Genomic DNA, 21,486 nt, shown 5'->3' on the forward strand with positions numbered 1-21,486 from the left:
GTAGGCCCACCCGGTGGCGTCGTTCCCGCGTCAGCCGTCGGCCGAGGTCCGGAGCAGGTGGGACAAGGTGTCGTACGCCTGCTGGATGAGCGGGGCTCGGGGGCCGGGCGTGGAGTTGGCCAGGACGACCAGGGCGGTCTCGTGCCGGGGGCTGAACCCGGCGAAGGCCGTACAGCCGAGGGTGCCGCCCGAGTGGTGGTACAGGTCGGAGCCGTCGGGGCGCGGCCGGACGTTCCAGATCAGGGCGAGCCGGGACGTACTGCGCGGGAGGACGAGCCGGGGGCGGACGACGTCCTCCAGAGCGGTGCGCAGCGGGGCCGACGGCACCCCGGTGACGGGTGCCGCCCCCGGGCCGATCAGGGCTTCGGTGAAGGCGAGCAGGTCCTGAGCGCTGGAGCGGACGGCTCCGGAGCCGGGCAGGCCCGGGATGCCGAACGGCGGCCGGGGACGGCGGTGCCAGTGGCCGGTGACCTGAGTGGCGCCGGAGGGCGGCTCCGGTGTGGCGTTGGTGTCGTGCAGGCCCAGGGGGCGCAGGACGCGGGCCGCGAGCAGGTCCTCGTACGGAAAGCCGCCGGCCGCGCCGCACAGGGCGTGCCCCAGGAGGCCGACGCCGAAGTTGGAGTAGCGCACCCGGGTGCCCGGCCGGGCCCGTAGCCGGGTGCGGGCCAGGGAGCGCAGCACGTCCGCGCGGCTGAACCCGGCGTACGGGTTGGTCAGGAGCCGCCGGGAGGCGGAGCGCAGCAGGCCGGGAGGCAGCCGGGGCAGGCCCGAGGTGTGGGTGGCCAGGTGGGTGAGGGTGATGTCCGCCCCGCCCGCGGGAACACAGGTGCCCGGCGGCAGGTGGCGGACGGCGGGGTCGTGGTGGCCCACGTCGCCCCGGGCGGCCAGCTCGGCGAAGAGCAGCGCGGTGAACGTCTTGGTGAGCGACCCGATTTCGAAGCGGGTGGACGGCTCCACGGGCACGCCGCCCTCGAACGCGGTGCTTCCCCGGACGGCGAACGACCGCTGACCGCGCCGGTAGAGGCCGACGGCGACGGCGCTGGCGCCCGGCGCTGCGGACAGCAGTTTCTCGGGCAGGCCCCGGGCCGTGGCCGGTCCCCAGGCGAAGGGTTCCGTCGCGGCGGCCGGTGCCCCGCTCATGAGCCGGGCTGCCGGGGATCGTCCAGGGCCCGTACGAGAGCCACGGTTCCGGCGATCAGCGCCACGACGGTGGGGTGCTGGTGGGCCTCGAAGCGCTGGGCCGCGTCACCTTCGACGGGCTGGTCGTCGCGGGGGACCAGGCCGTCCTCGTGCTGGACGGCCGCCAGCCGCTGCCAGTCGTCGGCCTCGGCCCAGGGCTCGGGCAGACAGGTGCCGACGATCATCAGCTCGGCCATCAGGTCCCACTGGCCGGCCTCCGCCCAGATGTCGGTCCACACCGGCAGCCAGTGGGTGAGGTACTCCGCGAGGTCCACTGGCAGGCCGCCGGGCAGCCGCCCCCAGTCGGTGAGGTGGAAGGCGGCGTGGGTGACGGAGTAGCCGGTCAGCCAGTCGATGTGCCAGGGCTCGGGCGTGGCGCCGAGCCAGGTGGCCCGGGTCAGCCCGGCCCAGTCGTGGGCGCCGGGGCCGTGGTCGAGCCCGACGACGCGCGCGGCGTTGGCCACCGCGAGGCGCCGGTTGGGCACGTGTTCCACGGCGTGCGTGGCACGCAGCGCGACGTGGTGCCTGAGCAGCCGCTCCAGCTCCGGGTAGCGGTAGCCGCCGCGGTTGAAGTGGGCGTACGTCTCCATCGGGTCGGTGGTGAGCGGGTGGCGCAGCAGCCGCTCGTACAGCAGCGCGCCGCTGTCCAGCTGGTCCCAGCAGAAGTCCAGCAGTTCGCGGGCGAGGCCGAGATCCGTCGTGCCGGCGACGCCGCTGCGCAGGACCAGGGAAGCGGCGAGGGCCGTCTCGCAGAGGGACTTGTACGCGTCCCCGTCGCTCGTGAGCTCGGACCGCGGCACGTCGTACAGTGCGCCGTACTCGCGGTTGGCGTGCAGCCAGGCCAGGGCCCGGGAACTGATGGTGTGCGCGGTGCGTGCCCGGACGGAGGTCATACCGCCTCCAGGCCGAGCAGCCGGCGGGCGATGGCCGTGTCCAGCGCGGTGCGTTCGCCGCCGCCGACCAGGCCGATGTACTCGGTCAGCAGCGCGGCGTCCAGCGGCGGCTCGGCCCCGTCGGCGTGCAGCCAGGCCAGCCAGCGGGTGATGCGGGCGGCGGTGGGGAAGTCGCGCCGCAGGGTGGCGCGGGTGGCGCCGCGGGCCAGGCCGAGGACGCCGGACCGGGCGGCATCGTGCACCGGGCCGTCCAGTCCGGGCAGGGCCAGCGAGGCCAGCTGCCCCATCCGTACGGACCAGGGCACCCAGCCTTCCTGTACGGAGCCGCCCGGGCTGTCCAGGGCGTCTGCGGGCGTGGCCGGCAGGCGGCGGGGTGCGGTGTCGTCGCACCGCGGAGGGCCCTGGGGGAGGGGTGCCGCCGGTGCCGGGGAGCCGGCCGGGCCGAGGCGGGACAGCGAGGTGGCCAGGCCCCAGTCGACCCAGGCGACGGTCCAGGGCTGCTCCGGGCCCCGGGGCGGCGCGGGAGGCGGCGGATCGGCGGGCGGCAGGGCGCCGAGGGCCAGGCCGACGGCGGCCGTCTCGCCCTCGGACGGGCTCCGGCCGGTGAGGATGTACGGGGCGAGGACGTCCGCCCCGAGGACGCGGACCGCTCCCAGCGCGACGGCCGGGTCGCCTCCCGGCTCCGACGCCGCGGCCTCCATGTGGGGCGCGGCCACGGGGGCGCCCTCGGCGCCTTGCAGGGCGTCGAGGGCGCGGCGGGCCAAGTGGTCCGCCGATCGGCTGTAGGCGGTTCGCGAGCGCTCCGAAATCACCGGCGCTTCGTTTCCTTGGGCTCCTTGGGGGAGAGGAGGAGGCCCAGCAGCAGGACCCCGACACCGCCGGCCGCCGCCTCCGGAATGGGAATCGGCGCGTCGCTCAGCGGCGCTTCGGGCTGGGTCGCCACCCACCCCAGGGTTTCCTCGTCGAGTGTGAGGCCGGTGGTCTGAAGAGTTTGGGCAAGCATCATTCGCTCCCTCGAAGAGATGTCATCACCAAGGTCCGGTGATGCCCCGATGCCACCTCCCAAACTACGCCTAAATCGACATATAGACCATTGGGGGTAATGCGGGGCGAACGGGTGCCTCGTGTGGCGGCTGTCGGAGTGGCGGCCCTGCGGGAGGACCGCCGGGCAGGCCCGGGAACTGATCAGTCACCATGAGGTTCCTCAGGCACCATGAGGTTCCTCAGTCACCGAAAAGTGCGTTCTTCCCTGCCAACGGGCGCTCTCTTACGGTTCTCCAGTAACCACAGGAAACCGAGCGTGCCCTGGCCCGGTCGTACCGGACCCGGGCGGACAGGAGGCGGTATGGCCGTCACGTTGGTGAACCCCGAGGGGCTGCCGGAGATCCCCGCCTACCGGCAGGTGGCGATCGCCTCCGGCGCGAAGATGATCTTCACCGCCGGGCAGGTCGCCTGGGATGCCGACGGGACCACGGTCGGCGCAGGCGATCTCGCCGCGCAGGTCGAGCAGTGCTACCTCAACGTCGGTACGGCACTGGCCGCGGCCGGTGCCACCTTCGACGACGTGGTGAAGATGACCGTCTACGTCGTCGACTGGACCCCGGACAAGCTGTCCCTGTTCATGGAGGGCGTCGCTCGCGCCGCCGAGAAGCTCGGGGTTACGCCGGTGCCGCCCTCCACGCTCCTGGGTGTCGCGGCACTGCACATACCCGAGCACCTGGTCGAGGTCGAGGCCACCGCGGTCATCGACTGAACGGGCCTGCGCTCCGCCGGGGGTTGGCGGCGGGGCGGCGGGCCGGGCGAGACCGGACAGGTCACCCGAAGAGATCCGCCGCCGTCGACTCCGTCACATGGGCGCCCATGTTCCGCTCCATCATCCGCAGCGCCGCGTCGGCGAGATCGGCGTGGATGTGCGCCACCGCGTCGCGCGGGACCGTGACGTCCAGGTGGCGGATGTGCGCGTCCAGGGCCGAGTACAGGACGCACTGTTCGGTGACCTGGCCGCAGAGCACTATGCGCCGGATGCCGTGCTGGCCGAGCAGGTAGGCCAGCGGCGTCTCGTAGAAGATCGAATGCCGGGCCTTGACCACGAACAGCGACGCGTCGTCCGGCCGGACCGGTTCCACCAGATCGGCGTGCGGGCCGTCCAGCGCGGTGCGCACGAGCTCGTCGTGGTGCGAGCGCCACCGGCCGAAGTTGTCATTGACGTAGATGACCTCGACGCCCGACCCGTCGGCGCGGGCGCGCTCCAGGGCGCGCAGCATGCCGGGCAGCGCCTCGCGGACCGAGGGCAGCAACCGCTCGGCGTCCTCGTGCTCGTAGGTGTTGATCATGTCGATCACGATGAGCGCCGTCCGCACGTCAGCCGTTCCCCTCGATGAGCACCCGGATGGTCTTCAGCTCGGGATCGGCCGCGTCCGGCACGTTCATCCCGGCCCGCACCCCGCTCGTCAGATAGCGCACCACGGGTTCGTCGAGCCGTTCCCCCGGCAGGGCGGCCGGGATGCCCGGGGGGTAGGGCGTCAGCATCTCGGCCACGATCCGGCCCGCCGCCGCGTGCACCGGTACGTCCTCGACCGTGCCGAAGTACGCGTCGCGCGGCAGACAGACCTGCTCCAGCCGCAGCTCGCCCGGCGTCGGCACCTCGACCTCGGGCACCGGGCGCAGCTCCGCCGCGTGCCGCGACAGGTCGCGCAGGGCGTCCAGCAGGAGCCCGGTGGTCGTCTCGTCGTCCCCGTGGGTGAGCTGGGCGCCGATCCGGCGGTGGTCGGTGAGGTGGGCGTCGACGGCGTGGTGCTCGCGCAGCCAGTCGGCGGCCCGGTAGCCGGACGTGCCCAGCCCGCTCACGTCGATCACCACGGGCAGCGGGTCGAAGTCGTGGGCCAGGCCCGGGCCGCAGAAATCGGCCCGGTCGTTGACGTGCAGCCCGTCGATGTCCTCGATGGCGGCACGGACCCGCGCGGCCAGGTCCAGGGTCCGGCCCAGCAGGTCCCGGCCGTGCAGGGCCATCTGCCGCCGCCAGCCGTCCAGCCCGGCGTACAGCAGCACCGAAGGGCTGGTCGTGCCGAACAGGTCGGCCCGTGACTTCAGCACGGTCGGCCGGATCAGGTCGCCTCCCAGATGGAACACCGAGCCCTGTTCCAGTCCGCTGCCCATCTTGTGGATGCTGGTCACGCACACGTCCGCACCGGCGTCCATCGCCCAGGACGGCAGGTCCGGGTGGAAGGGCAGGTGCGCGCCCCACGCCTCGTCCACGATCAGCGGGCGCTCCCGCCGGTGGCAGATCTCCGCCAGCGTCCGCAGGTCCGCGCAGGCGCCGTACGGAGTAGGGCTGGTCACCAGCGCCCCGCGCGCGTCCGGATGCTCTTCGAAAGCCCGCTCGAACGCCTCGGCCGACGGCGGATGGGCGATCCGGCGCTCCGCGTCCCACTGCGGTTCCACCCAGATCGGCTGCATGCCGGAGAGGATCAGACCCGACACCACGGACTTGTGCGCGTCCCGGCCCACCAGCAGCTTCTCGTGCGGGCCCGCCACCGCCAGCATGGCCGCCTTCACGGACAGCGAACTGCCGCACGTCGAGAAGAAGGTGTGCGAGGCGTGCACCGCGTCCGCCATCAGGGCCTCGGCCCGCTCCAGCACCCGGCCCCTGCCGAGCCGGTCGTCCAGCCCGCCGGAGGCCAGCAGGTCGCTGAGGAAGACCGCGTCACCGAGCACCTCGCGCACCTGCGGGTCGGCACCGCGGGCCTGCTTGTGCCCCGGCGGGCTGAAGGAGACCTCGCCGGCCTCCCGGTAGCGGGTCAGCGCCTCCAGCACCGGGGTCTGCGTGTGATCGACAGCCATGGCCCAGGGGTTCCCCGGGCCCGCGCGGGTCAATCACCGCACCGTGCGATCCGGCCCGTGGCGCCCCTCACCCGTACGGCACCGGACGGGCGTGTTCCGGTGCCGCGGACCGGGCGCCCGCGTACGGGGCCCGGCGCCGGTGGATCTCACCGCCTCCGGCGGGTTTTCCGAGCCCGGCGCGGGGAACCCGCCCCCGCGCCGCCGGTCCGGCACCGGCGGCACCGGCCCGCCGTACCGGTGCGCCGCCTGCCGCCCCCGCTCGCCCCCGGGGCCCCGGCGGGCGAGTCTTTGAGGAGGCACCGCCGCCGGGCCACCGCTGGGCGGACCGCAGACGCGCTGAAGGAGAAGCGATGGGCGTGCGCAAACGGGTTCGCGACTGGCCCGTTTACCGGCAGCTGACCGGGGGCGACCGGCTGGGCCGGGGCCGCGCCGCGATGTCGCCGTACACCGAGCGGCTGCGCCCGCGCACGGACTCCGCCGACCGGATGGTGCGCTCGGTCTGCCCGTACTGCGCGGTCGGCTGCGGCCAGCAGGTCTACGTCAAGGACGAGCGGGTCGTGCAGATCGAGGGGGACCCCGACTCGCCCGTCAGCCGCGGGCGGCTCTGCCCCAAGGGCTCGGCGACGCTCCAGCTCACCACCGGCGCGTCCCGCCGCCACCAGGTGCTCTACCGGCGCCCGTACGGCACCGACTGGGAGCCGCTGGACCTGGAGACGGCCATGGACATGGTCGCCGACCGGGTCGTCGAGACCCGCCGCCGCACCTGGGAGTGGGAGTCGGACGAGGGGCTCTACACGGCGCGCACCATGGGCATCGCCGGCCTGGGCGGCGCCACCCTCGACAACGAGGAGAACTACCTCATCAAGAAGCTGCTGACCGGCCTCGGCGTGGTCCAGGTGGAGAACCAGGCCCGGGTCTGCCACAGCGCCACCGTCGCCGGCCTCGGCACCTCCTTCGGGCGCGGCGGCGCGACCACCTTCATGCAGGACCTCCAGCACGCCGACTGCATCGTCATCCAGGGCTCCAACTTCGCCGAGGCGCACCCCGTCGGCTTCCAGTGGGTCATGGAGGCCAAGGCCCGCGGCGCCCGCGTCATCCACATCGACCCGCGCTACACCCGTACCAGCGCCCTGGCCGACCTGCACGTCCCGCTGCGGGCCGGCAGCGACATCGCCTTCCTCGGCGGGATCATCAACCACGTCCTGACCGAGGAGAAGGACTTCCGCGAGTACGTCGTGCGCTACACCAACGCCGCCACCCTGGTCGGCGAGGACTTCCGGGACACCGAGGACCTGGACGGCGTCTTCTCCGGCCTGGAGGAGGCGGCGCACCACTACGACCCGATGAGCTGGCAGTACGAGGGCGTGGCCGTACAGGCGCCGTCGGGCGAGGTGGACGAGCAGTACGAGGCCCGCGTCCAGGAGGCGGCCGGTTCCGAGACGCACGGCTCCGGCGGCGCCCGCACCGGCCACCAGGCGCCGCGCGACGAGACGCTGCGGCACCCGCGCTGCGTCTACCAGGTCCTCAAGCGCCACTACGCCCGCTACACCCCGGAGATGGTCGAGCGGATCTGCGGCGTGCCGCGGGAGACGTTCCTGCGGGTGTGCGAGGAGCTGACCGCCAACTCGGGCCGGGACCGCACCAGCGCCTTCTGCTACGCGGTGGGCTGGACCCAGCACTCCGTCGGCGCGCAGTACATCCGGGCCGCGAGCGTCCTGCAACTGCTCCTCGGGAACATCGGCCGCCCCGGCGGCGGCATCCAGGCGCTGCGCGGCCACGCCTCCATCCAGGGCTCCAGCGACATCCCCACCCTGTTCAACCTGCTGCCCGGCTACCTGCCGATGCCGCACGCCCACGCCCACGAGGACCTGGACACGTTCGTCCGCGCGAGCCGCACCGACAAGGGCTTCTGGGGCGACATGCGGGCCTACTTCGTCAGCCTGCTCAAGGCGTACTACGGCGACGCGGCCACCGCGGGCAACGACTACTGCTTCGGCCATCTGCCGCGGCTGACCGGCGCGCACTCCACGTACGAGACCGTCCTGGCGCAACTGGACGGCACCTGCAAGGGCTACTTCCTGATGGGGGAGAACCCCGCCGTCGGCTCCGCCAACACCCGCCTCCAGCGCCTGGGCATGGCCAACCTGGAGTGGCTCGTCGTCCGGGACTTCTCGCTCATCGAGTCGGCGACCTGGTGGCAGGACGGACCGGAGACCGAGACCGGCGAACTGCGGACCGAGGACATCGGTACCGAGGTGTTCTTCTTCCCGGCCGCCGCGCACACCGAGAAGTCCGGGTCCTTCACCAACACCAACCGCTGGGTGCAGTGGCACCACGCGGCGGTCGAGCCCGAAGGCGACGCCCGCAGCGACCTGTGGTTCGTGTACCACCTCGGCCGGCGCATCAAGGAGCGGCTGGCCGCCTCCACCGACCCCATGGACCGGCCCGTACAGGACCTGACCTGGGACTACCCGGTCGAGGGGCCGCTGCGGGAGCCGGCCGCCGACGCCGTGCTCGCCGAGATCAACGGCCACGGCCCGGACGGCGCCCCGCTGACCGCGTACACCGAGCTGAAGGACGACGGCTCGACGAAGTGCGGCTGCTGGATCTACTGCGGCGTGTATGCGGACGGCGTCAACCAGGCGGCCCGCAAGAAGCCGCACACCGAACAGGACTGGGTGGCCGCGGAGTGGGCCTGGGCGTGGCCCGCCAACCGCCGCATCCTCTACAACCGCGCGTCTGCCGCCCCGGACGGCACGCCCTGGAGCGAGCGCAAGGCGTACGTGTGGTGGGACGCCGGAGCGGGGAAGTGGACCGGCCACGACGTCCCGGACTTCGTGCCCGACCGCGCGCCTGATTACGAGCCGCCGGACGGCGCCCGCGGCCCCGACGCGCTGCGCGGCGACGACCCGTTCATCATGCAGGCCGACGGCAAGGGGTGGCTGTACGCGCCCGCCGGCCTGGTGGACGGGCCGCTGCCCACCCACTACGAGCCGCAGGACTCCCCGTTCGGAAACGCCCTCCACCCGTCCACGCCCCGCTCGCCGGTCCGCCGCATCCACCCCCGCGAGGGCAACCGCTACCACCCCAGCGGCGACGAACCGGGCGCCGGCGTCTACCCGTACGTCGTCACCACCCACCGGCTGACCGAGCACTTCACCGCGGGCGGCATGAGCCGCTGGTCGCCCTACCTCGCCGAACTCCAGCCGGAGTTCTTCTGCGAGGTCTCGCCGCAGCTCGCCGCCGAACGCGGCCTGCAACACCTGGGCTGGGCCACGGTCGTCACCGCGCGCAACGCCATCGAGGCCCGCGTCCTGGTGACCGAGCGGATCAAGCCGCTGACCGTGGACGGGCGGACCGTCCACCAGATCGGCCTGCCGTTCCACTGGGGACCGAACGGCGTGGTGACCGGCGACGCCGCCAACGAACTGGTCGCCATCGCGCTCGACCCCAACGCCCACATCCAGGAGGACAAGGCACTGACCGCCGACATCCGGCCGGGCCGTCGGCCGCGCGGGCCGGACCTGCCGAAGCTGGTCGCGGCCTACCGCGAGCGCGCCGGCATCGACGGGACCACCGGGACGGAGGCCCGCGCATGACCGGCCACCTGCTCAGCGGTGTCGAACCGGACCCGGCCGGGGACGCGGGCCACTCCGGCGCACCGCCCCGCGCCGGCTTCTTCACCGACACCTCGGTGTGCATCGGCTGCAAGGCGTGCGAGGTCGCCTGCAAGGAGTGGAACGCCCTCCCCGAGGACGGGCTGTCCCTCACCGGGATGAGCTACGACAACAGCCAGGGCCTGGGCGCCTCGACGTGGCGGCATGTGGCCTTCATCGAACAGTCGGCCCCGGTCGGCGGTGGTCCGCCCACCGCCGACGGCCGTACGGAACTGCCGCTGGCCGACGCCGACGGCGGCACCGGTGGCGGCGACCTGCGCTGGCTGATGGCCTCCGACGTCTGCAAGCACTGCACCCACGCCGCCTGCCTGGACGTCTGCCCCACGGGCTCGCTCTTCCGCACCGAGTTCGGCACGGTCGTCGTCCAGGAGGACATCTGCAACGGCTGCGGCTACTGCGTTCCCGCCTGCCCGTACGGAGTCATCGAACAACACCCCTCCGACGGCCGCGCCTTCAAGTGCACCATGTGCTACGACCGGCTCGGCGCCGGACAGGAACCCGCCTGCGCCAAGGCCTGCCCGACCGAATCCATCCAGTACGGCCCGCTGGACGAACTCCGCGAACGGGCCGCGCTCCGCGTCGACCAGCTGCACGCGGCCGGGGTCACCGGCGCACGGCTGTACGGGCACGAGCCGGCCGACGGCGTCGGCGGCGACGGCGCGTTCTTCCTGCTCCTGGACGAACCCGAGGTCTACGGGCTGCCGCCGGACCCCGTCGTCACCACCCGCGACCTGCCCGCGATGTGGAAGCACGCGGGGGCCGCCGCGCTCTCCCTGGCCGGCGGCCTCGCGCTCTCGTTCGCCGTGCCCGCACTGAAACACCTGGCCGGCTCCACCGGACGGAAGGGAAGGCGATGACCGGCTCCGATGTCACCCGCGAAGGCCCGGAGGGCGAGCGCCCCGGCCGGGCCGCCGCGCCGGGGATGCCGCGCGGCGGGCCCGGAGGCAGCGATTCCGGAGGCCGCCGGAAGCGCGGGCGCCGCCGGGGCCCACGGGGCGAACAGCTCATGTCCCCGCCCGCCGAATTCAGCTCGTACTACGGCCGGCCGGTCATCAAGGCACCCGCCTGGCGCGCCCGGGACATCGCCGGGTACTTCTTCCTCGGCGGGCTGGCCGGCGCCGGGTCGGTGCTGGCGGCCGGGGCCCACCTGACGGGCCGTACCACCACCGCCACCGCGATGAAGATCTCCTCCCTCGCGGCGGTCTCCCTGTCCACCGCCGCACTCGTCAACGACCTCGGCAGACCGGGCCGCTTCGGGAACATGCTGCGCGTCGTCAAACCGACCTCGCCGATGAGCGTCGGCTCCTGGCTGCTGGCCGCCTACGGCCCCGCCGCGGGCGCCGCGGCGGCCTCCGCGGTCACCGGGCGGCTGCCCCGGGCGGGCGCCGCGGCGACCGGCGCCGCGGCGCTCCTCGGCCCCGCCGTCGCCGCCTACACCGCGGTCCTCGCGGCGGACACCGCCGTACCCGCCTGGCACGGCGCCCACCGCGAACTCCCGTACCTGTTCGCCGCCTCGGCGACGGCCGCCGCCTCCGGGATGGCGCTCGTCACCGGCCCTCCACGGGAGACCGCGCCCGCTCGCTGGGCCGCGGTCCTGGCCGCCGCGGCCGACAGCGCCGCGCACCATGCCGCCGAGGAACGGCTCGGCATGGTGGCGGAGACCTACCGCACGGGCCGGGCCGGCAAGCTGCTGCGCACGGCGCGTGCCCTCACGGTGCTCGGCGCCGCGGGCGGCGCGGTGTTCGGTGGCCGCGCCCGCCCGCCGGCCGTGGTGAGCGGGCTCGCCCTGCTCGCCGGTTCCGCCTGCACCCGCTTCGGTGTCTTCGCGGCCGGTATCGCCTCCGCCGAGGACCCGAAATACACCGTCGTACCCCAACGGGCGGCCAGGATGGCCCGCCGCACCACCCCAACGCACAGCGCGGAGAGGACACAGCCCACATGACCCGCACACCCCACAACGACGAGCCGGCGCAGGTCGTGCTCAGCGCGCAGAACCCGGCCGACGCCGAGGCCGTGTTCGGCACGCTGCGCAGCTGCTTCGCCTCCGACCGCGCGGACGGCGACACCCCGCACGGCGAGTCCGGGCACTCCGGACACCCGATGGTCTGGACCGAGAACTTCGAGACGTCCGAGGTGCAGGGCGACGTCAGGCAGGGCTCCCAGCCGTCCGCTCCCGTCACCGTGAACCTCCAGGGCAGTCCGCTGGCCGTGGACCGGCTGCGGGACGTGCTGACGCGGGCGTTCTCCGTCCGTACGGAGGGCACGGTGTCGGGCGACCAGGAGGTCGAGCTGCAACTCGTCCTGGAGAGCTCGGACAGCGGCTGACGCGCTCCGTCGCCCGGACGCACATGTGCCGCGGACCCAGCCTGGGTCCGCGGCACATGTGCGTCCGGACGACGCCTCCCGCACTTCTCTCGGTTTTCATGTATCTTGGAAACCAAGTTAGAGTCGAGTTCGTGAGGGGACGTGCACCGCGTGCCGGAGGAAACCGAGGCGATCGGAGCGGCTCTGGGCCGGGCGGCCCAGGCGTACCAGGGAGCCGTCGACGACTTCGACCGGGAGATCGCGCGTCTCCTGGGCGTCAACGAGACCGACCTGCGGTGCCTGGAGCTGCTGCTGACCGCCGGGCAGGCCACCCCGGGTGAGCTGGGCGGCCGGCTGGGACTGAGCACGGGCAGCGTGACCGCGATGATCGACCGCCTGGAGAAGCGCGGCTACCTCACGCGCACACCGCACCCCACCGACCGGCGCAGCACCCTGGTGCAGGCCACTCCCGGCCTCCAGGAGCGGACCGGCGCGCTGATGGCGCCCTTCATCGAGGACTCCGCCGCACAGGTCTTCGCCCGCTACAGCGACGCACAGCTCGCCCTGATCACGGACTTCCTCGAATTCAGCCGCGGCGTGCAGGAACGGCACACCGAGCGGCTGCGCGCCCTGGCCGCCCCCAAGCGGGGCAGCGGCACGACCGGCCCGGCGCCCGCACGGCCGACCGGTGCCCACGGCCCGCAACCCGTCCCGCCCACGAGCGCAGAGAAGGCAGACCCATGCACATAATGATCATCGGCGCCGGTACCGGCGGCCTCGCACTGGCCCACGGCCTGCGGCGCGCCGGAATCCGCTGCACGGTCTTCGAACGCGACCGCACCCGCACCGGCGGCCTCCAGGGCTACCGCGTCGGCATCGACCACGACGGCAGCCGCGCCCTGTCCCGGCTGCTGCCGCCCGAGCTGTTCGACACCTTCGTGGCCACCTGCGCCCGTACCCCCGACAACCTCACCATGTACACGGAGAAGTACAAGGAAGTACTGTCCCTGACCGGCTTCGCGCGGGCGAGCGGTGACGGGGCCGGCGCGGAACGCTCCGTCTCCCGGATGACGCTGCGCCAGGTGCTGCTCACCGGGCTGGAGGACCTCGTACGGTTCGACAAGGTCTTCACCCACTACGAGCGCAACCCCGACGGAACGGTCACCGCGCACTTCGAGGACGGTACCTCCGCCACCGGCGACGTCCTGGTCGGCGCGGACGGCTCCAACTCCCGGGTCCGCCGCCAGTACCTGCCGCACGCCGAGCTGAAGGACGCCGGAGTGAACGCCCTCGGCGGCAAGGTGCCCCTGACGGACGGGACCCGCGCCCTGCTGACCGAGCAGACGATCGACGGCGTCAACCTCTTCTTCGCCCCCGGCGGATACTCCCTGATCATCCACGTCATGCGGTTCCCATGGGACCAGGACGGCGCGCCCAAGAGCGGCATCGGCGCCACCGACGCCGACCTCATCAAGAACTGGCCGGGCCTCCAGTACGACAACACCCGCGACTACATCATGCTCGGCCTCAGCGGAGCCCGGCAGAACCTGCCCGCCGACATCCTGCAACGCGACGGAGCGCAGCTGCACGCCCTGTTCCAGGACCTGACCCGCACCTGGGACCCGCGCCTGCACCGGCTCGCCGGACTGCTGGACCCCTCGACCTGCTTCCCGATCCGCATCCGCACCTCCGTACCGGTCGAGCAGTGGCCCTCCAGCAACATCACCCTCATCGGCGACGCCATCCACACCATGACACCGGGCCGCGGCGTCGGCGCCAACACCGCCCTGCGCGACGCCCTCCTGCTCTGCCGCAACCTGACCGCCGTACGCGACGGCCGGATGCCCCTGGTCCCCGCGGTCCGCGACTACGAGACCCAGATGATCGACTACGGCTTCGACGCGGTCCGCAAGTCGCTGGCCCAGATGAGCGGCAACGCCCTGATCCACAAGCCCGTCATCGGCCGCGCCGCCCTGGCCGCAACGCGCACCGGCATGCGCATCATCAACCACCTGCCGCCACTCAAACGCAAGATGGCCGCTTCCCAGCAGACTTATCGGGGGCGGGATCGGGGGTAGGGGGCGGGGCTGTCGGCCGGTGGGGCGGGCGAGACGGACCACCAGGCACATCCACGAGATCGGCAGGCACGTTCACAAGCTCCCGAGGCGCCTCTCCGAGAGCCGAAAAAACTCGGTCGGCGATGTCGAGAACCCGGTACTGGCTCCGTCCCCGTAGTGAACGCGACCACAATGGGCCGCACCAGTAACTAGGAGACCCACGATGGCCAAGTACCTGTTGCTCAAGCACTACCGCGGCGCGCCGGCTCCGGTGAACAACGTGCCCATGGACCAGTGGTCGCCGGAGGAGATCTCGGCCCACGTGCAGTACATGCAGGACTTCGCGGCCCGGCTGGAGAAGACCGGTGAGTTCGTGGACGCTCAGGCGCTCGCCTCCGAGGGGGCGTGGGTCCGGTACGACGGCGAGGGCCGCCCGCCGGTCACCGACGGACCGTTCGCCGAGACCAAGGACCTGATCGCCGGCTGGATGGTGATCGACGTCGACAGCTACGAGCGCGCCGTCGAGCTGGCCGGGGAACTGTCGGCCGCCCCCGGCGCGGGCGGCGAGCCGATCCACGAGTGGCTGGAGGTCCGCCCGTTCCTGGCCGAGCCGCCCACCATCACGGAGTGACCTCACCGATGGACGAGGCCCTGCTCCGCAGCCTCACGCCGAGTGTGATCGCCGTCCTCGTCCGCCGCGGAGCCGACTTCGCGGCGGCCGAGGACGCCGTACAGGACGCCTTGGTCGAGGCGGTCCGCGTCTGGCCGGCCGGCCTGCCGAGGGAGCCGAAGGGCTGGCTGGTCACCGTGGCCTGGCGCCGCTTCCTCGACGCGACCCGCGCGGACGCCGCCCGGCGCCGGCGCGAGGACCTCGCCGACGAGGAACCGGCGCCCGGGCCCGCGCCCGCGGTGGACGACACGCTCCAGCTCTACTTCCTGTGCGCCCACCCGTCGCTGACCCCGTCGTCCGCGGTCGCGCTCACGCTGCGCGCCGTGGGCGGGCTGACCACCCGGCAGATCGCCCGGGCGTACCTGGTGCCCGAGGCGACGATGGCGCAGCGGATCAGCCGGGCCAAGCGCACCGTCTCCCGCGTCCGCTTCGACCGGCCCGGCGACGTCGCCACCGTGCTGCGCGTCCTCTACCTGGTCTTCAACGAGGGCTACTCCGGCGATGTCGACCTCGCCGCCGAGGCGATCCGGCTCACCCGGCAGCTCGCGGCCGCGATCGATCACCCCGAGATGGCGGGACTGCTCGCGCTCATGCTGCTCCACCACGCCCGGCGCGCCGCCCGTACCGCGCCCGACGGCAGCCTGGTGCCACTGGCCGAGCAGGACCGCGGCCGGTGGGACACCGCGTCGATCGCCGAGGGCGTCGGAATCCTCCAGGCGGCCCTCGCCCGCGACCGGCTGGGCGAGTTCCAGGCCCAGGCCGCCGTCGCGGCACTCCACGCCGACGCGCCCACCGCCGAGGAGACCGACTGGGTGCAGATCGTCGAGTGGTACGACGAACTCGCGCGCCTGACCGACAGCCCGGTCGTCCGGCTCAACCGCGCGGTGGCCATCGGCGAGGCCGACGGCCCGCGCGCGGGCCTCACGGCGCTCGCGAAGCTGGACGACTCCCTGCCCCGCCACACCGCGGTGGCGGCGTACCTCCACGAGCGCGACGGCGACCTGACGACAGCGGCACGCCTGTATGCCGAGGCGGCCGAGAAGGCCCCCAACCTGGCCGAACGCGCCCACCTGACACGCCAGGCGGCCCGCCTCAACGCCCGGAGGTGCCGTTGAGGGGGCGCGCTTGCCTGCGTGCGTCTGCGTCAGGCGGGGCTCAGGACGCGAAGACCACGCTGGCCAGGAGCACGTGGACGGCGGTGCCGCCGAGGATGCTCAGCAGCGCGTTGCGGCGCCACAGATGCAGGCCGACGGTGACGGCCAGCGCGATCAGCGGAGCCAGGCTGCGTGCGTGGGAGAGGGAGACGTCGCGGAGGTTGTACGCGAGGAGGATCACCATGACGCCGGCGGGCATGCGGGTGGCCAGGTACCGGACGGTCTCGCTGGCACGCAGGGGCGTGAGGACGGCGAAGGGCAGGGCGCGCAGGGCCCAGGTGACGGCTGCGGCGACGAGGATCGCGGCGATGGCGTAGCGCGTGTCAGGCATGGTGCGGCTTCTTGATGGTGGTGAAGTGGCGGGCCAGGAGGGCGGCGGCGAACAGGGCGAAGGCGGCCAGGAGCATCTCGCCGGGGAAGAGGAGCCGGGCGGCCAGGGCGCTGAGGAGGGCGAGCACCGGGGTGGGCAGGTCGCCGCGCAGGTCCCGGACGGCGTCGACGGCGAGGACGGCGAACAGGGCGGTGAGGGCGAAGTCCAGGCCGGTGACGCTCTCCGGGATGAGGGAGCCGAGCAGGGCACCGGCGGTCGCGCTGCCGACCCAGTACAGGTGCAGGAACAACTGCAGGCACAGGATGCGCCGGCTTGGCCAGGAGCGCGCCTCCTCGCCCGTGGCCAGCGCGAACGCCTCGTCGCACAGGGCGAAGGTGCTGTACGTCTTGCCGAGCCGGCCGGTTATGCGGTGCAGGGGGAAGGACAGCGCGTAGAAGACGTGCCGGACGTTCACCATGAACGCGGACACCCCGATCATCGCCAGCGGGGCCGCGGCGGTGACCAGGCCGATGAGCAGGAACTCGAACGATCCGCCGAAGGCGAGCAGCGCGGACAGCCCCGCCCACCACCACTCCAGGCCCGACTGGTTCACGAGGGCTCCGAAGGCGAGCCCGACCGTGACGAAGCCCAGGCCGGCGCCGGCGGAGTCCTTGAAGGCCGCAAGCGCCTGGGACGGTGTCGGGGACGGATGGGCGGGTGCGGGCCGAGCTCGGCCCCCGGTAACGGCAGGGCTGGTTTCCATGGCGAAATTTTAGAAAGATCGTCGCCTTATATGGTTACCGGTTGTCGCTCTATGCTGAGGGTGTGAGCAATGAAGTGAGCCTCGACGCGGTCGATCGCGACATTCTGTTTCATCTGAGCCGGGACGGGCGGCTGACCAACGTCGAGCTGGCCAAGCGGGTCGGCCTGACTCCGCCGCCCTGCCTGCGCCGGGTCAAACGGTTGGAAGAGGCCGGCGTCATCACCGGCTACCGCGCCGTCATCGACCCCGGGGCGGTGGGCCGCGGGCTGGAGGTCCTCGTCGCCGTCGAGATCTACGCCCAGGACCGCCGGAGCTTCGAGGAGTTCGAGAACACCGTGGCCTCCTACGAGGAGGTCATCGAGTTCCGCCGGATGTACGGGCGCCCCGACTACTTCCTGCGCGTCGCCGTCGCCGACCACGCCGCGTACGAAGCCTTCCTCACCGGCAGACTCAGCTGCCTGCCCGCCGTACTGCGCCTGGAATCGCACATGACCATGAAGGAGATCAAGACCGGGCCGTAAGGGCCTGCGTCCGGACCGCGACAGCCCAGCCGGTGCCGTGCGCCGTACGTCTTCGTCGGACGTGCCGACGGCCCCCGGCCCACCCCACCGCGGACGAAGCGGCCCGCGCCCTGAGGGACATCGACGGCGCCGGAACTGGGTTCAGGGGCTTCCTTGAGTCGCGCGGGCACGTCGCGGTGCGCAAGGGGTACGTCGGCAAGCGCCCCCCGCACCTGGGCGAACCTCGGCGACGGGGCTCAGGCCGCGCCGTCCGGCAGGCGGCTGTCCGAAGAGGTCCTCGTGTCGTCCTGTGCGGTGCCGGGACCGTCGAGGAAGCGGAGCAGTACGGCGGCCTCCGCGCGCAGCCGCGCGGCGCGGTCGGCATGCGCGGGGTCGGTCAACTGCGCGGCAGCCTCCAGCCGTTCGCCGGCCTCGGCGCGCACCACCGCCACCACGCCGCGCTCGCTCAGCTCGCACCGCGCCGCTTCGGTCGCCCCGGCACCGACCGGCGCGTGCTCAAGGGCCACACCACGGAGCGCGGCTTCGTCCACGGGCGCCGCCTCGGCGTTGTCCAGCGCGGCCAGTGTTGCGCGCAGGGCACTCACCGCGGCCTTGTCGCGGGCGCGCATCGCTTCCGGCAGGGCTTGACGCATACGAAGACGTACAGACATGCCGGTGACCTTATGAGCCGTGCCCCTGGTTCCACAACGCGTTATATGTGCAGGACAGGCTTGCCGCCTGATCTGCGGCGCTGGGGGAGGTGCGGAGATGGACACAGGACCTGGCGCGTTCGTGTCGTTTTCCGGCTCACCCCGCCCCCGCGCCGCGTTTCGCGTGCTGTCTCCGGAGCCGTACGGCCGGAAGATGGAGAGCCGGACGGCTGCGTGGGCAGCTGCTCGGCCGACTGCGCCGGCCCGGACCCCGCTTGCGCGGCCAGGGCGGTGGAGGCCGGCCGTCCAAGTCGGTCCGGTCTTCGCCGTTCTCTGCGTTCGGCCCGTCGTCGGGCGGTCATGTGCCGCGCAGCGTGTGCAGCGGTGAGCATCCGTAGGCGCTGCGGTAGCGGGCGGCGAAGCGGCCTTGGTGGGCGAATCCCCAGCGGTACGCGATCGCGGCGACGGTGGCCCCGCTGGACGGTTCGGCCTTGACCAAGTCCTCGTGCGCATGCGCCAGTCGGACCCGGCGCAGATAGCCGGTGGGGGTGGTACCCAGATGACGGCGGAAGGCATGTTGCAGCGCGCGCGGGCTGACGCATGCCGCAGCGGCGATCTCCGTCAGGCCGATATCGGCGTCCGGCCGCCCTTCGATGAAGGCCACCGCACGGCGCACCGCCGTCGGCGCCGCGCACAGCTCGGTGGGGCCCTCAGCGGCGCGGCCGTAGGTCAGCGTGTTCGGGAAGGCGGCCAGTGTGGCCGCGGCCAGGAGGCGGGCCGCACTGCCGACGAGCAGCGGCTCGTCCGCGGCTTCGGGGCGGACCAGGAGGTCGTCGGCGATGAAGGCCATCGTGCGCTTCCACTGGGCGGCCAACGCGGCGTTGGCGGGCCGTAAGCCGGTGAAACGCAGCGGCCTGGCGGCCGAACCGGGCGCCGGTACGGCGGTCGCGGTCAGCAGCTCGGGCGCGATCGGTACGGCCCGTAGTTGGACGTTGTACAGGTGTCCGCTGTACGGCTCGTCGGGCTGGGAGGCCAGCAGCAGATCCCCGGGGCCGAAGTGCTCGCTGTCCGCGCCGACGGTGTGCTCCACGAAGCCCCCGGCACCCTTCACCTCGGTGATGACCAGAGGTCTGCGGGGGCCGGTGCGGTAGCTGACATCCGCCGACAGCTGTAAGTCGTCCACGGCGAAGGTGCCCGCGTCACACCGCCGGTGCCTGATCCGACCGTCCGGACTGAACGCGTTGACCCGCAGCTGAGCTCCGTAAGCGGCCAGGAAGTAGGTACGGCACATCTCCGGATCGGTGGTGGAGAACTCGACCGGACGGAACACTGACGGATTCGCGTAGTTCGTCACCACGATGAACCCCCTTGCCAGGCACGAAGAAACGCCCTTGGGGCGCGGCCTACGCTGCCACCGTAGCCGTCCGCGTGTCTCTGCTGACAGCGCTCTCCTGACCGTGTCGGGCCTGGTCTTCGCGGAGCGGTCAGGACGCGCTCCCGGCCGGTGGCGTGGGCCCGGGCAGGCCGTGGTGGGTCAGGCGGTGCACTTGCAGGGCGAGTTGGAGTTCAAGCGCTCTGGCGGGGGTGTTCCAGTCGGTGCCGAGGAGTTGCGCAATCCGGTCCAGACGCTGGACCACAGTGTTGACGTGCACGTGAAGAGCATCTTTCGCTTTGGACAGGCTGGCGCCGTGGGCGTAGTAGGCGCAGAGGGTGCGGACGAGTTCGGTGCCGCGCTGCGCGTCATAGGCGAGTACGGGTCCCAGAACGCGTTGTACGAAGCCGTTGAAGTCCGCCCGGTCGCCGAGCAGCACGCCGAGGAAGCCCAGCCCGGTGGGGTCGGCGCCTTCCCCGGTGCGGCCGAGGGCATGCAGGGCGTTGAGGCAGCGGGTGGCTTCGGTGTACGTGGCCGGGATCCGGTCGGGGCCGGCCACCGGCCCTGCGGCTCCCACGGTGACGGGTGATCCGACGGCGTGCCCGAGGTCCTTGGCCAGTCCGGCGGCGAGGGGACCGGCGTCGGACGAGGGAACGAGGAGGGCGACATGGCCGTCGCGCACGGCCGCGAGCCCGCCCAGAGCGCGGGCGCGGCGTACGGCTTCGGTGATCAGGCCGGAGCGCAGCTCGGCACCGCTGTCCAAGGTGAGGACGGCGTGCGGCCGGGCGAGGTTGATGCCGAGCTTGCGGGCGCGGATGGACAGGCTCGCGGTGTCGCTGCGCCCGTTGGGGCGGCCGGCGGTGAGGAGGTCGTCGAGGAGTTCGCCGCGGACCCGGTCCTCGGCCTCCGCCACGGTGCGGTGCAGGAGCAGCAGGAGGGCGGCGACGAGGGCGGTGCGTTCGAACAGGCGCCGGTCGGCGTCGGTCAGGTCGGCGCGTGCGGTCAGGGTGATGCTGCCGAGGACTTCGGAGCCGGCCAGGACGGCGCACACCCAGGTGCCGTCCACCGGGACGGCCCGGCCGCCGGCGCGGGAGGCGGCGATGCCGTGCGGGGACGGGACGAGGGGGGCGGTGCCGACGCGGGCCATCTCGGTGCCGTCGGCGTCGTGGACGGCGAGACCCCCGTCGAGGAGCGCCGCGATCTCGCGGGCGAGGGCCTCGACGCTGCCGCCGCGCAGTACCAGGTCGGTGAGCCGGTCGTGGGCGTCGGCGGCGCGGCGCAGCGCGGTGCTGTGGGCACGGGCGGTCTGGTTGGCCGTGTTGAGGTCGACGAGGGCGGAACGGGTCTCCTCCAGCAGGCGGGCGCTGTCGATGGCGACGGCGGCGTGGTCGGCGAAGGAGCTGAGCAGGGCGATGGCGTCCGGCGGGAAGTCCCGGGGCGTGCGGTCGGCGGCGAAGAGCACGCCGATGACGCGTTTCCCGACGCGCAGGGGGACCCCGAGGATGCCGCGCAGTCCTTCCTCCAGCACTGCTTCGTCGATGGGACCGGTGTGTTTGAAGCGGTGATCGGTGCGGTAGTCGGCGCTGGCGTACGGGCGGGCGGTCTGGGCGACGAGTCCGCCGAGGCCCTCGCCCATGCCGAGGCGCAGCTGCTGGAAGCGGGCGGAGACCGAGCCGTCGGTGACCCGCATGAAGGTGTCCTCGGCGACGGGGTCGTTGAGGGTCAGGTAGGTGACGTCGGTGCCGAGCAGGGTCCTGGCCCGGTGGACGATGGCGTGCAGGACCGCGTCCAGGTCGCGCAGGGCCGCCAGGTCGCCGGCGGTGTCGAACAGGGCGGCCAGTTCGGCCTCGCGCCTGCGGTGCTGGTCGAGGGTGCGGCGGATCTCCAGCGCGGTCCGCGTGGCTTCTTCGAGGACGGACCGGTCCGCGGGGGAGAGCTGCGCGGCGGATACCTCCGCCGGCGGGCGGGTGAACCTCTCGGCGGGCGCGCCGGAGGCGAGCAGGGTGAGCAGCTGTCCGAGCGCCACCATTCCGCCGTGTGCCGAGGTGCCGTGCGTGCGGTCTTTCATGGCGGCCATGATGGCTCCTTCCGTACGGGTGCGGCCGGGCCGGGACGCG

The 21,486-nt window shown here is 73.0% G+C and carries 21 protein-coding genes; 10 read left to right on the forward strand and 11 right to left on the reverse strand.

Going from position 1 to position 21,486, the window contains the following annotated elements; genetic code table 11:
- Positions 1-30: 30 nt before the first annotated feature.
- The 4 genes from ACH4FX_RS30865 to ACH4FX_RS30880 are packed head-to-tail and all read right to left on the reverse strand — an operon-like array spanning position 31 to position 3,075.
- Positions 31-1,140, reverse strand: coding sequence for a serine hydrolase domain-containing protein (locus ACH4FX_RS30865; RefSeq protein WP_398484475.1), 1,110 nt, complete (start codon positions 1,138-1,140; stop codon positions 31-33).
- Complete coding sequence (locus ACH4FX_RS30870; protein ID WP_398484477.1) at positions 1,137-2,072, reverse strand: DUF6895 family protein; 936 nt, start codon at positions 2,070-2,072, stop codon at positions 1,137-1,139. The genes ACH4FX_RS30865 and ACH4FX_RS30870 overlap by 4 nt, the downstream gene beginning before the upstream one ends.
- Complete coding sequence (locus ACH4FX_RS30875) at positions 2,069-2,884, reverse strand: hypothetical protein (protein ID WP_398484478.1); 816 nt, start codon at positions 2,882-2,884, stop codon at positions 2,069-2,071. The genes ACH4FX_RS30870 and ACH4FX_RS30875 overlap by 4 nt, the downstream gene beginning before the upstream one ends.
- Entirely contained in the window at positions 2,881-3,075 is a 195-nt protein-coding gene (locus ACH4FX_RS30880; protein ID WP_398484480.1) for a hypothetical protein, read from the reverse strand. Before ACH4FX_RS30880 ends, ACH4FX_RS30875 begins: the two co-directional genes overlap by 4 nt.
- Before the next feature lie 342 nt (positions 3,076-3,417).
- On the opposite strand from ACH4FX_RS30880, the gene ACH4FX_RS30885 reads away from it, so the two are divergent.
- Positions 3,418-3,825 carry a RidA family protein gene (locus ACH4FX_RS30885; RefSeq protein WP_398484482.1) on the forward strand — a complete coding sequence of 136 codons (408 nt, stop codon included), beginning with the start codon at positions 3,418-3,420 and terminating at the stop codon, positions 3,823-3,825.
- 61 nt (positions 3,826-3,886) lie between these two features.
- Here the strand turns inward: ACH4FX_RS30885 and ACH4FX_RS30890 are convergent, their stop codons facing one another.
- Together ACH4FX_RS30890 and ACH4FX_RS30895 are read right to left on the reverse strand one after the other, a co-directional pair.
- The gene (locus ACH4FX_RS30890) at positions 3,887-4,432 is read right to left on the reverse strand and encodes a cysteine hydrolase family protein (RefSeq protein ID WP_398484484.1); all 546 of its coding nucleotides are present in this window, start codon (positions 4,430-4,432) and stop codon (positions 3,887-3,889) included.
- 1 nt (position 4,433) lies between these two features.
- Positions 4,434-5,912 (reverse strand): aminotransferase class I/II-fold pyridoxal phosphate-dependent enzyme, encoded by a 1,479-nt coding sequence (locus tag ACH4FX_RS30895; protein WP_398484486.1) that lies wholly within the window; start codon positions 5,910-5,912, stop codon positions 4,434-4,436.
- A gap of 350 nt (positions 5,913-6,262) precedes the next feature.
- Here ACH4FX_RS30895 and fdh point away from each other — a divergent pair, with 350 nt between their 5' ends.
- The 8 genes from fdh to ACH4FX_RS30935 all read left to right on the forward strand — a co-directional run bounded on the left by fdh (position 6,263) and on the right by ACH4FX_RS30935 (position 15,735).
- Positions 6,263-9,511 carry a formate dehydrogenase gene (gene fdh / locus ACH4FX_RS30900; protein WP_398484488.1) on the forward strand — a complete coding sequence of 1,083 codons (3,249 nt, stop codon included), beginning with the start codon at positions 6,263-6,265 and terminating at the stop codon, positions 9,509-9,511.
- On the forward strand, positions 9,508-10,446 hold the full coding sequence (locus tag ACH4FX_RS30905) for a 4Fe-4S dicluster domain-containing protein (RefSeq protein WP_398484490.1): 939 nt from the start codon (positions 9,508-9,510) through the stop codon (positions 10,444-10,446). Before fdh ends, ACH4FX_RS30905 begins: the two co-directional genes overlap by 4 nt.
- Positions 10,443-11,531 carry an NrfD/PsrC family molybdoenzyme membrane anchor subunit gene (gene nrfD / locus ACH4FX_RS30910; RefSeq protein ID WP_398484492.1) on the forward strand — a complete coding sequence of 363 codons (1,089 nt, stop codon included), beginning with the start codon at positions 10,443-10,445 and terminating at the stop codon, positions 11,529-11,531. The genes ACH4FX_RS30905 and nrfD overlap by 4 nt, the downstream gene beginning before the upstream one ends.
- A complete protein-coding gene (locus ACH4FX_RS30915; RefSeq protein ID WP_398484494.1) occupies positions 11,528-11,914 on the forward strand; it encodes a hypothetical protein in 387 nt (128 codons plus the stop codon). Before nrfD ends, ACH4FX_RS30915 begins: the two co-directional genes overlap by 4 nt.
- Positions 11,915-12,064: 150 nt before the next feature.
- Positions 12,065-12,643 carry a MarR family winged helix-turn-helix transcriptional regulator gene (locus tag ACH4FX_RS30920; RefSeq protein WP_398484495.1) on the forward strand — a complete coding sequence of 193 codons (579 nt, stop codon included), beginning with the start codon at positions 12,065-12,067 and terminating at the stop codon, positions 12,641-12,643.
- Positions 12,634-13,971 carry an FAD-dependent oxidoreductase gene (locus ACH4FX_RS30925; RefSeq protein WP_398484497.1) on the forward strand — a complete coding sequence of 446 codons (1,338 nt, stop codon included), beginning with the start codon at positions 12,634-12,636 and terminating at the stop codon, positions 13,969-13,971. The genes ACH4FX_RS30920 and ACH4FX_RS30925 overlap by 10 nt, the downstream gene beginning before the upstream one ends.
- A 202-nt stretch (positions 13,972-14,173) precedes the next feature.
- The gene (locus tag ACH4FX_RS30930; RefSeq protein ID WP_398484499.1) at positions 14,174-14,581 is read left to right on the forward strand and encodes a YciI family protein; all 408 of its coding nucleotides are present in this window, start codon (positions 14,174-14,176) and stop codon (positions 14,579-14,581) included.
- Between the two features lie 8 nt (positions 14,582-14,589).
- Positions 14,590-15,735, forward strand: a complete 1,146-nt coding sequence (locus ACH4FX_RS30935) for an RNA polymerase sigma factor (protein ID WP_398484530.1) — start codon at positions 14,590-14,592, stop codon at positions 15,733-15,735.
- Between the two features lie 40 nt (positions 15,736-15,775).
- Here the strand turns inward: ACH4FX_RS30935 and ACH4FX_RS30940 are convergent, their stop codons facing one another.
- Complete coding sequence (locus ACH4FX_RS30940; RefSeq protein ID WP_398484501.1) at positions 15,776-16,105, reverse strand: branched-chain amino acid transporter permease; 330 nt, start codon at positions 16,103-16,105, stop codon at positions 15,776-15,778.
- Positions 16,098-16,847 (reverse strand): AzlC family ABC transporter permease, encoded by a 750-nt coding sequence (locus ACH4FX_RS30945; RefSeq protein ID WP_398484503.1) that lies wholly within the window; start codon positions 16,845-16,847, stop codon positions 16,098-16,100. The genes ACH4FX_RS30940 and ACH4FX_RS30945 overlap by 8 nt, the downstream gene beginning before the upstream one ends.
- Before the next feature lie 62 nt (positions 16,848-16,909).
- Here ACH4FX_RS30945 and ACH4FX_RS30950 point away from each other — a divergent pair, with 62 nt between their 5' ends.
- The gene (locus ACH4FX_RS30950) at positions 16,910-17,368 is read left to right on the forward strand and encodes an Lrp/AsnC family transcriptional regulator (RefSeq protein WP_398484505.1); all 459 of its coding nucleotides are present in this window, start codon (positions 16,910-16,912) and stop codon (positions 17,366-17,368) included.
- 236 nt (positions 17,369-17,604) lie between these two features.
- Here ACH4FX_RS30950 and ACH4FX_RS30955 read toward each other — a convergent pair whose 3' ends face one another.
- The 3 genes from ACH4FX_RS30955 to ACH4FX_RS30965 all read right to left on the reverse strand — a co-directional run bounded on the left by ACH4FX_RS30955 (position 17,605) and on the right by ACH4FX_RS30965 (position 21,437).
- A complete protein-coding gene (locus ACH4FX_RS30955; RefSeq protein WP_398484532.1) occupies positions 17,605-17,976 on the reverse strand; it encodes a hypothetical protein in 372 nt (123 codons plus the stop codon).
- A 379-nt stretch (positions 17,977-18,355) separates the two neighbouring features.
- On the reverse strand, positions 18,356-19,354 hold the full coding sequence (locus ACH4FX_RS30960) for a helix-turn-helix transcriptional regulator (RefSeq protein WP_398484507.1): 999 nt from the start codon (positions 19,352-19,354) through the stop codon (positions 18,356-18,358).
- A gap of 127 nt (positions 19,355-19,481) precedes the next feature.
- The gene (locus ACH4FX_RS30965; RefSeq protein ID WP_398484533.1) at positions 19,482-21,437 is read right to left on the reverse strand and encodes a helix-turn-helix domain-containing protein; all 1,956 of its coding nucleotides are present in this window, start codon (positions 21,435-21,437) and stop codon (positions 19,482-19,484) included.
- Positions 21,438-21,486 lie beyond the last annotated feature (49 nt).

It is taken from the genome of Streptomyces sp. NPDC018019, assembly GCF_044327805.1.
Lineage (GTDB): Bacteria > Actinomycetota > Actinomycetes > Streptomycetales > Streptomycetaceae > Streptomyces.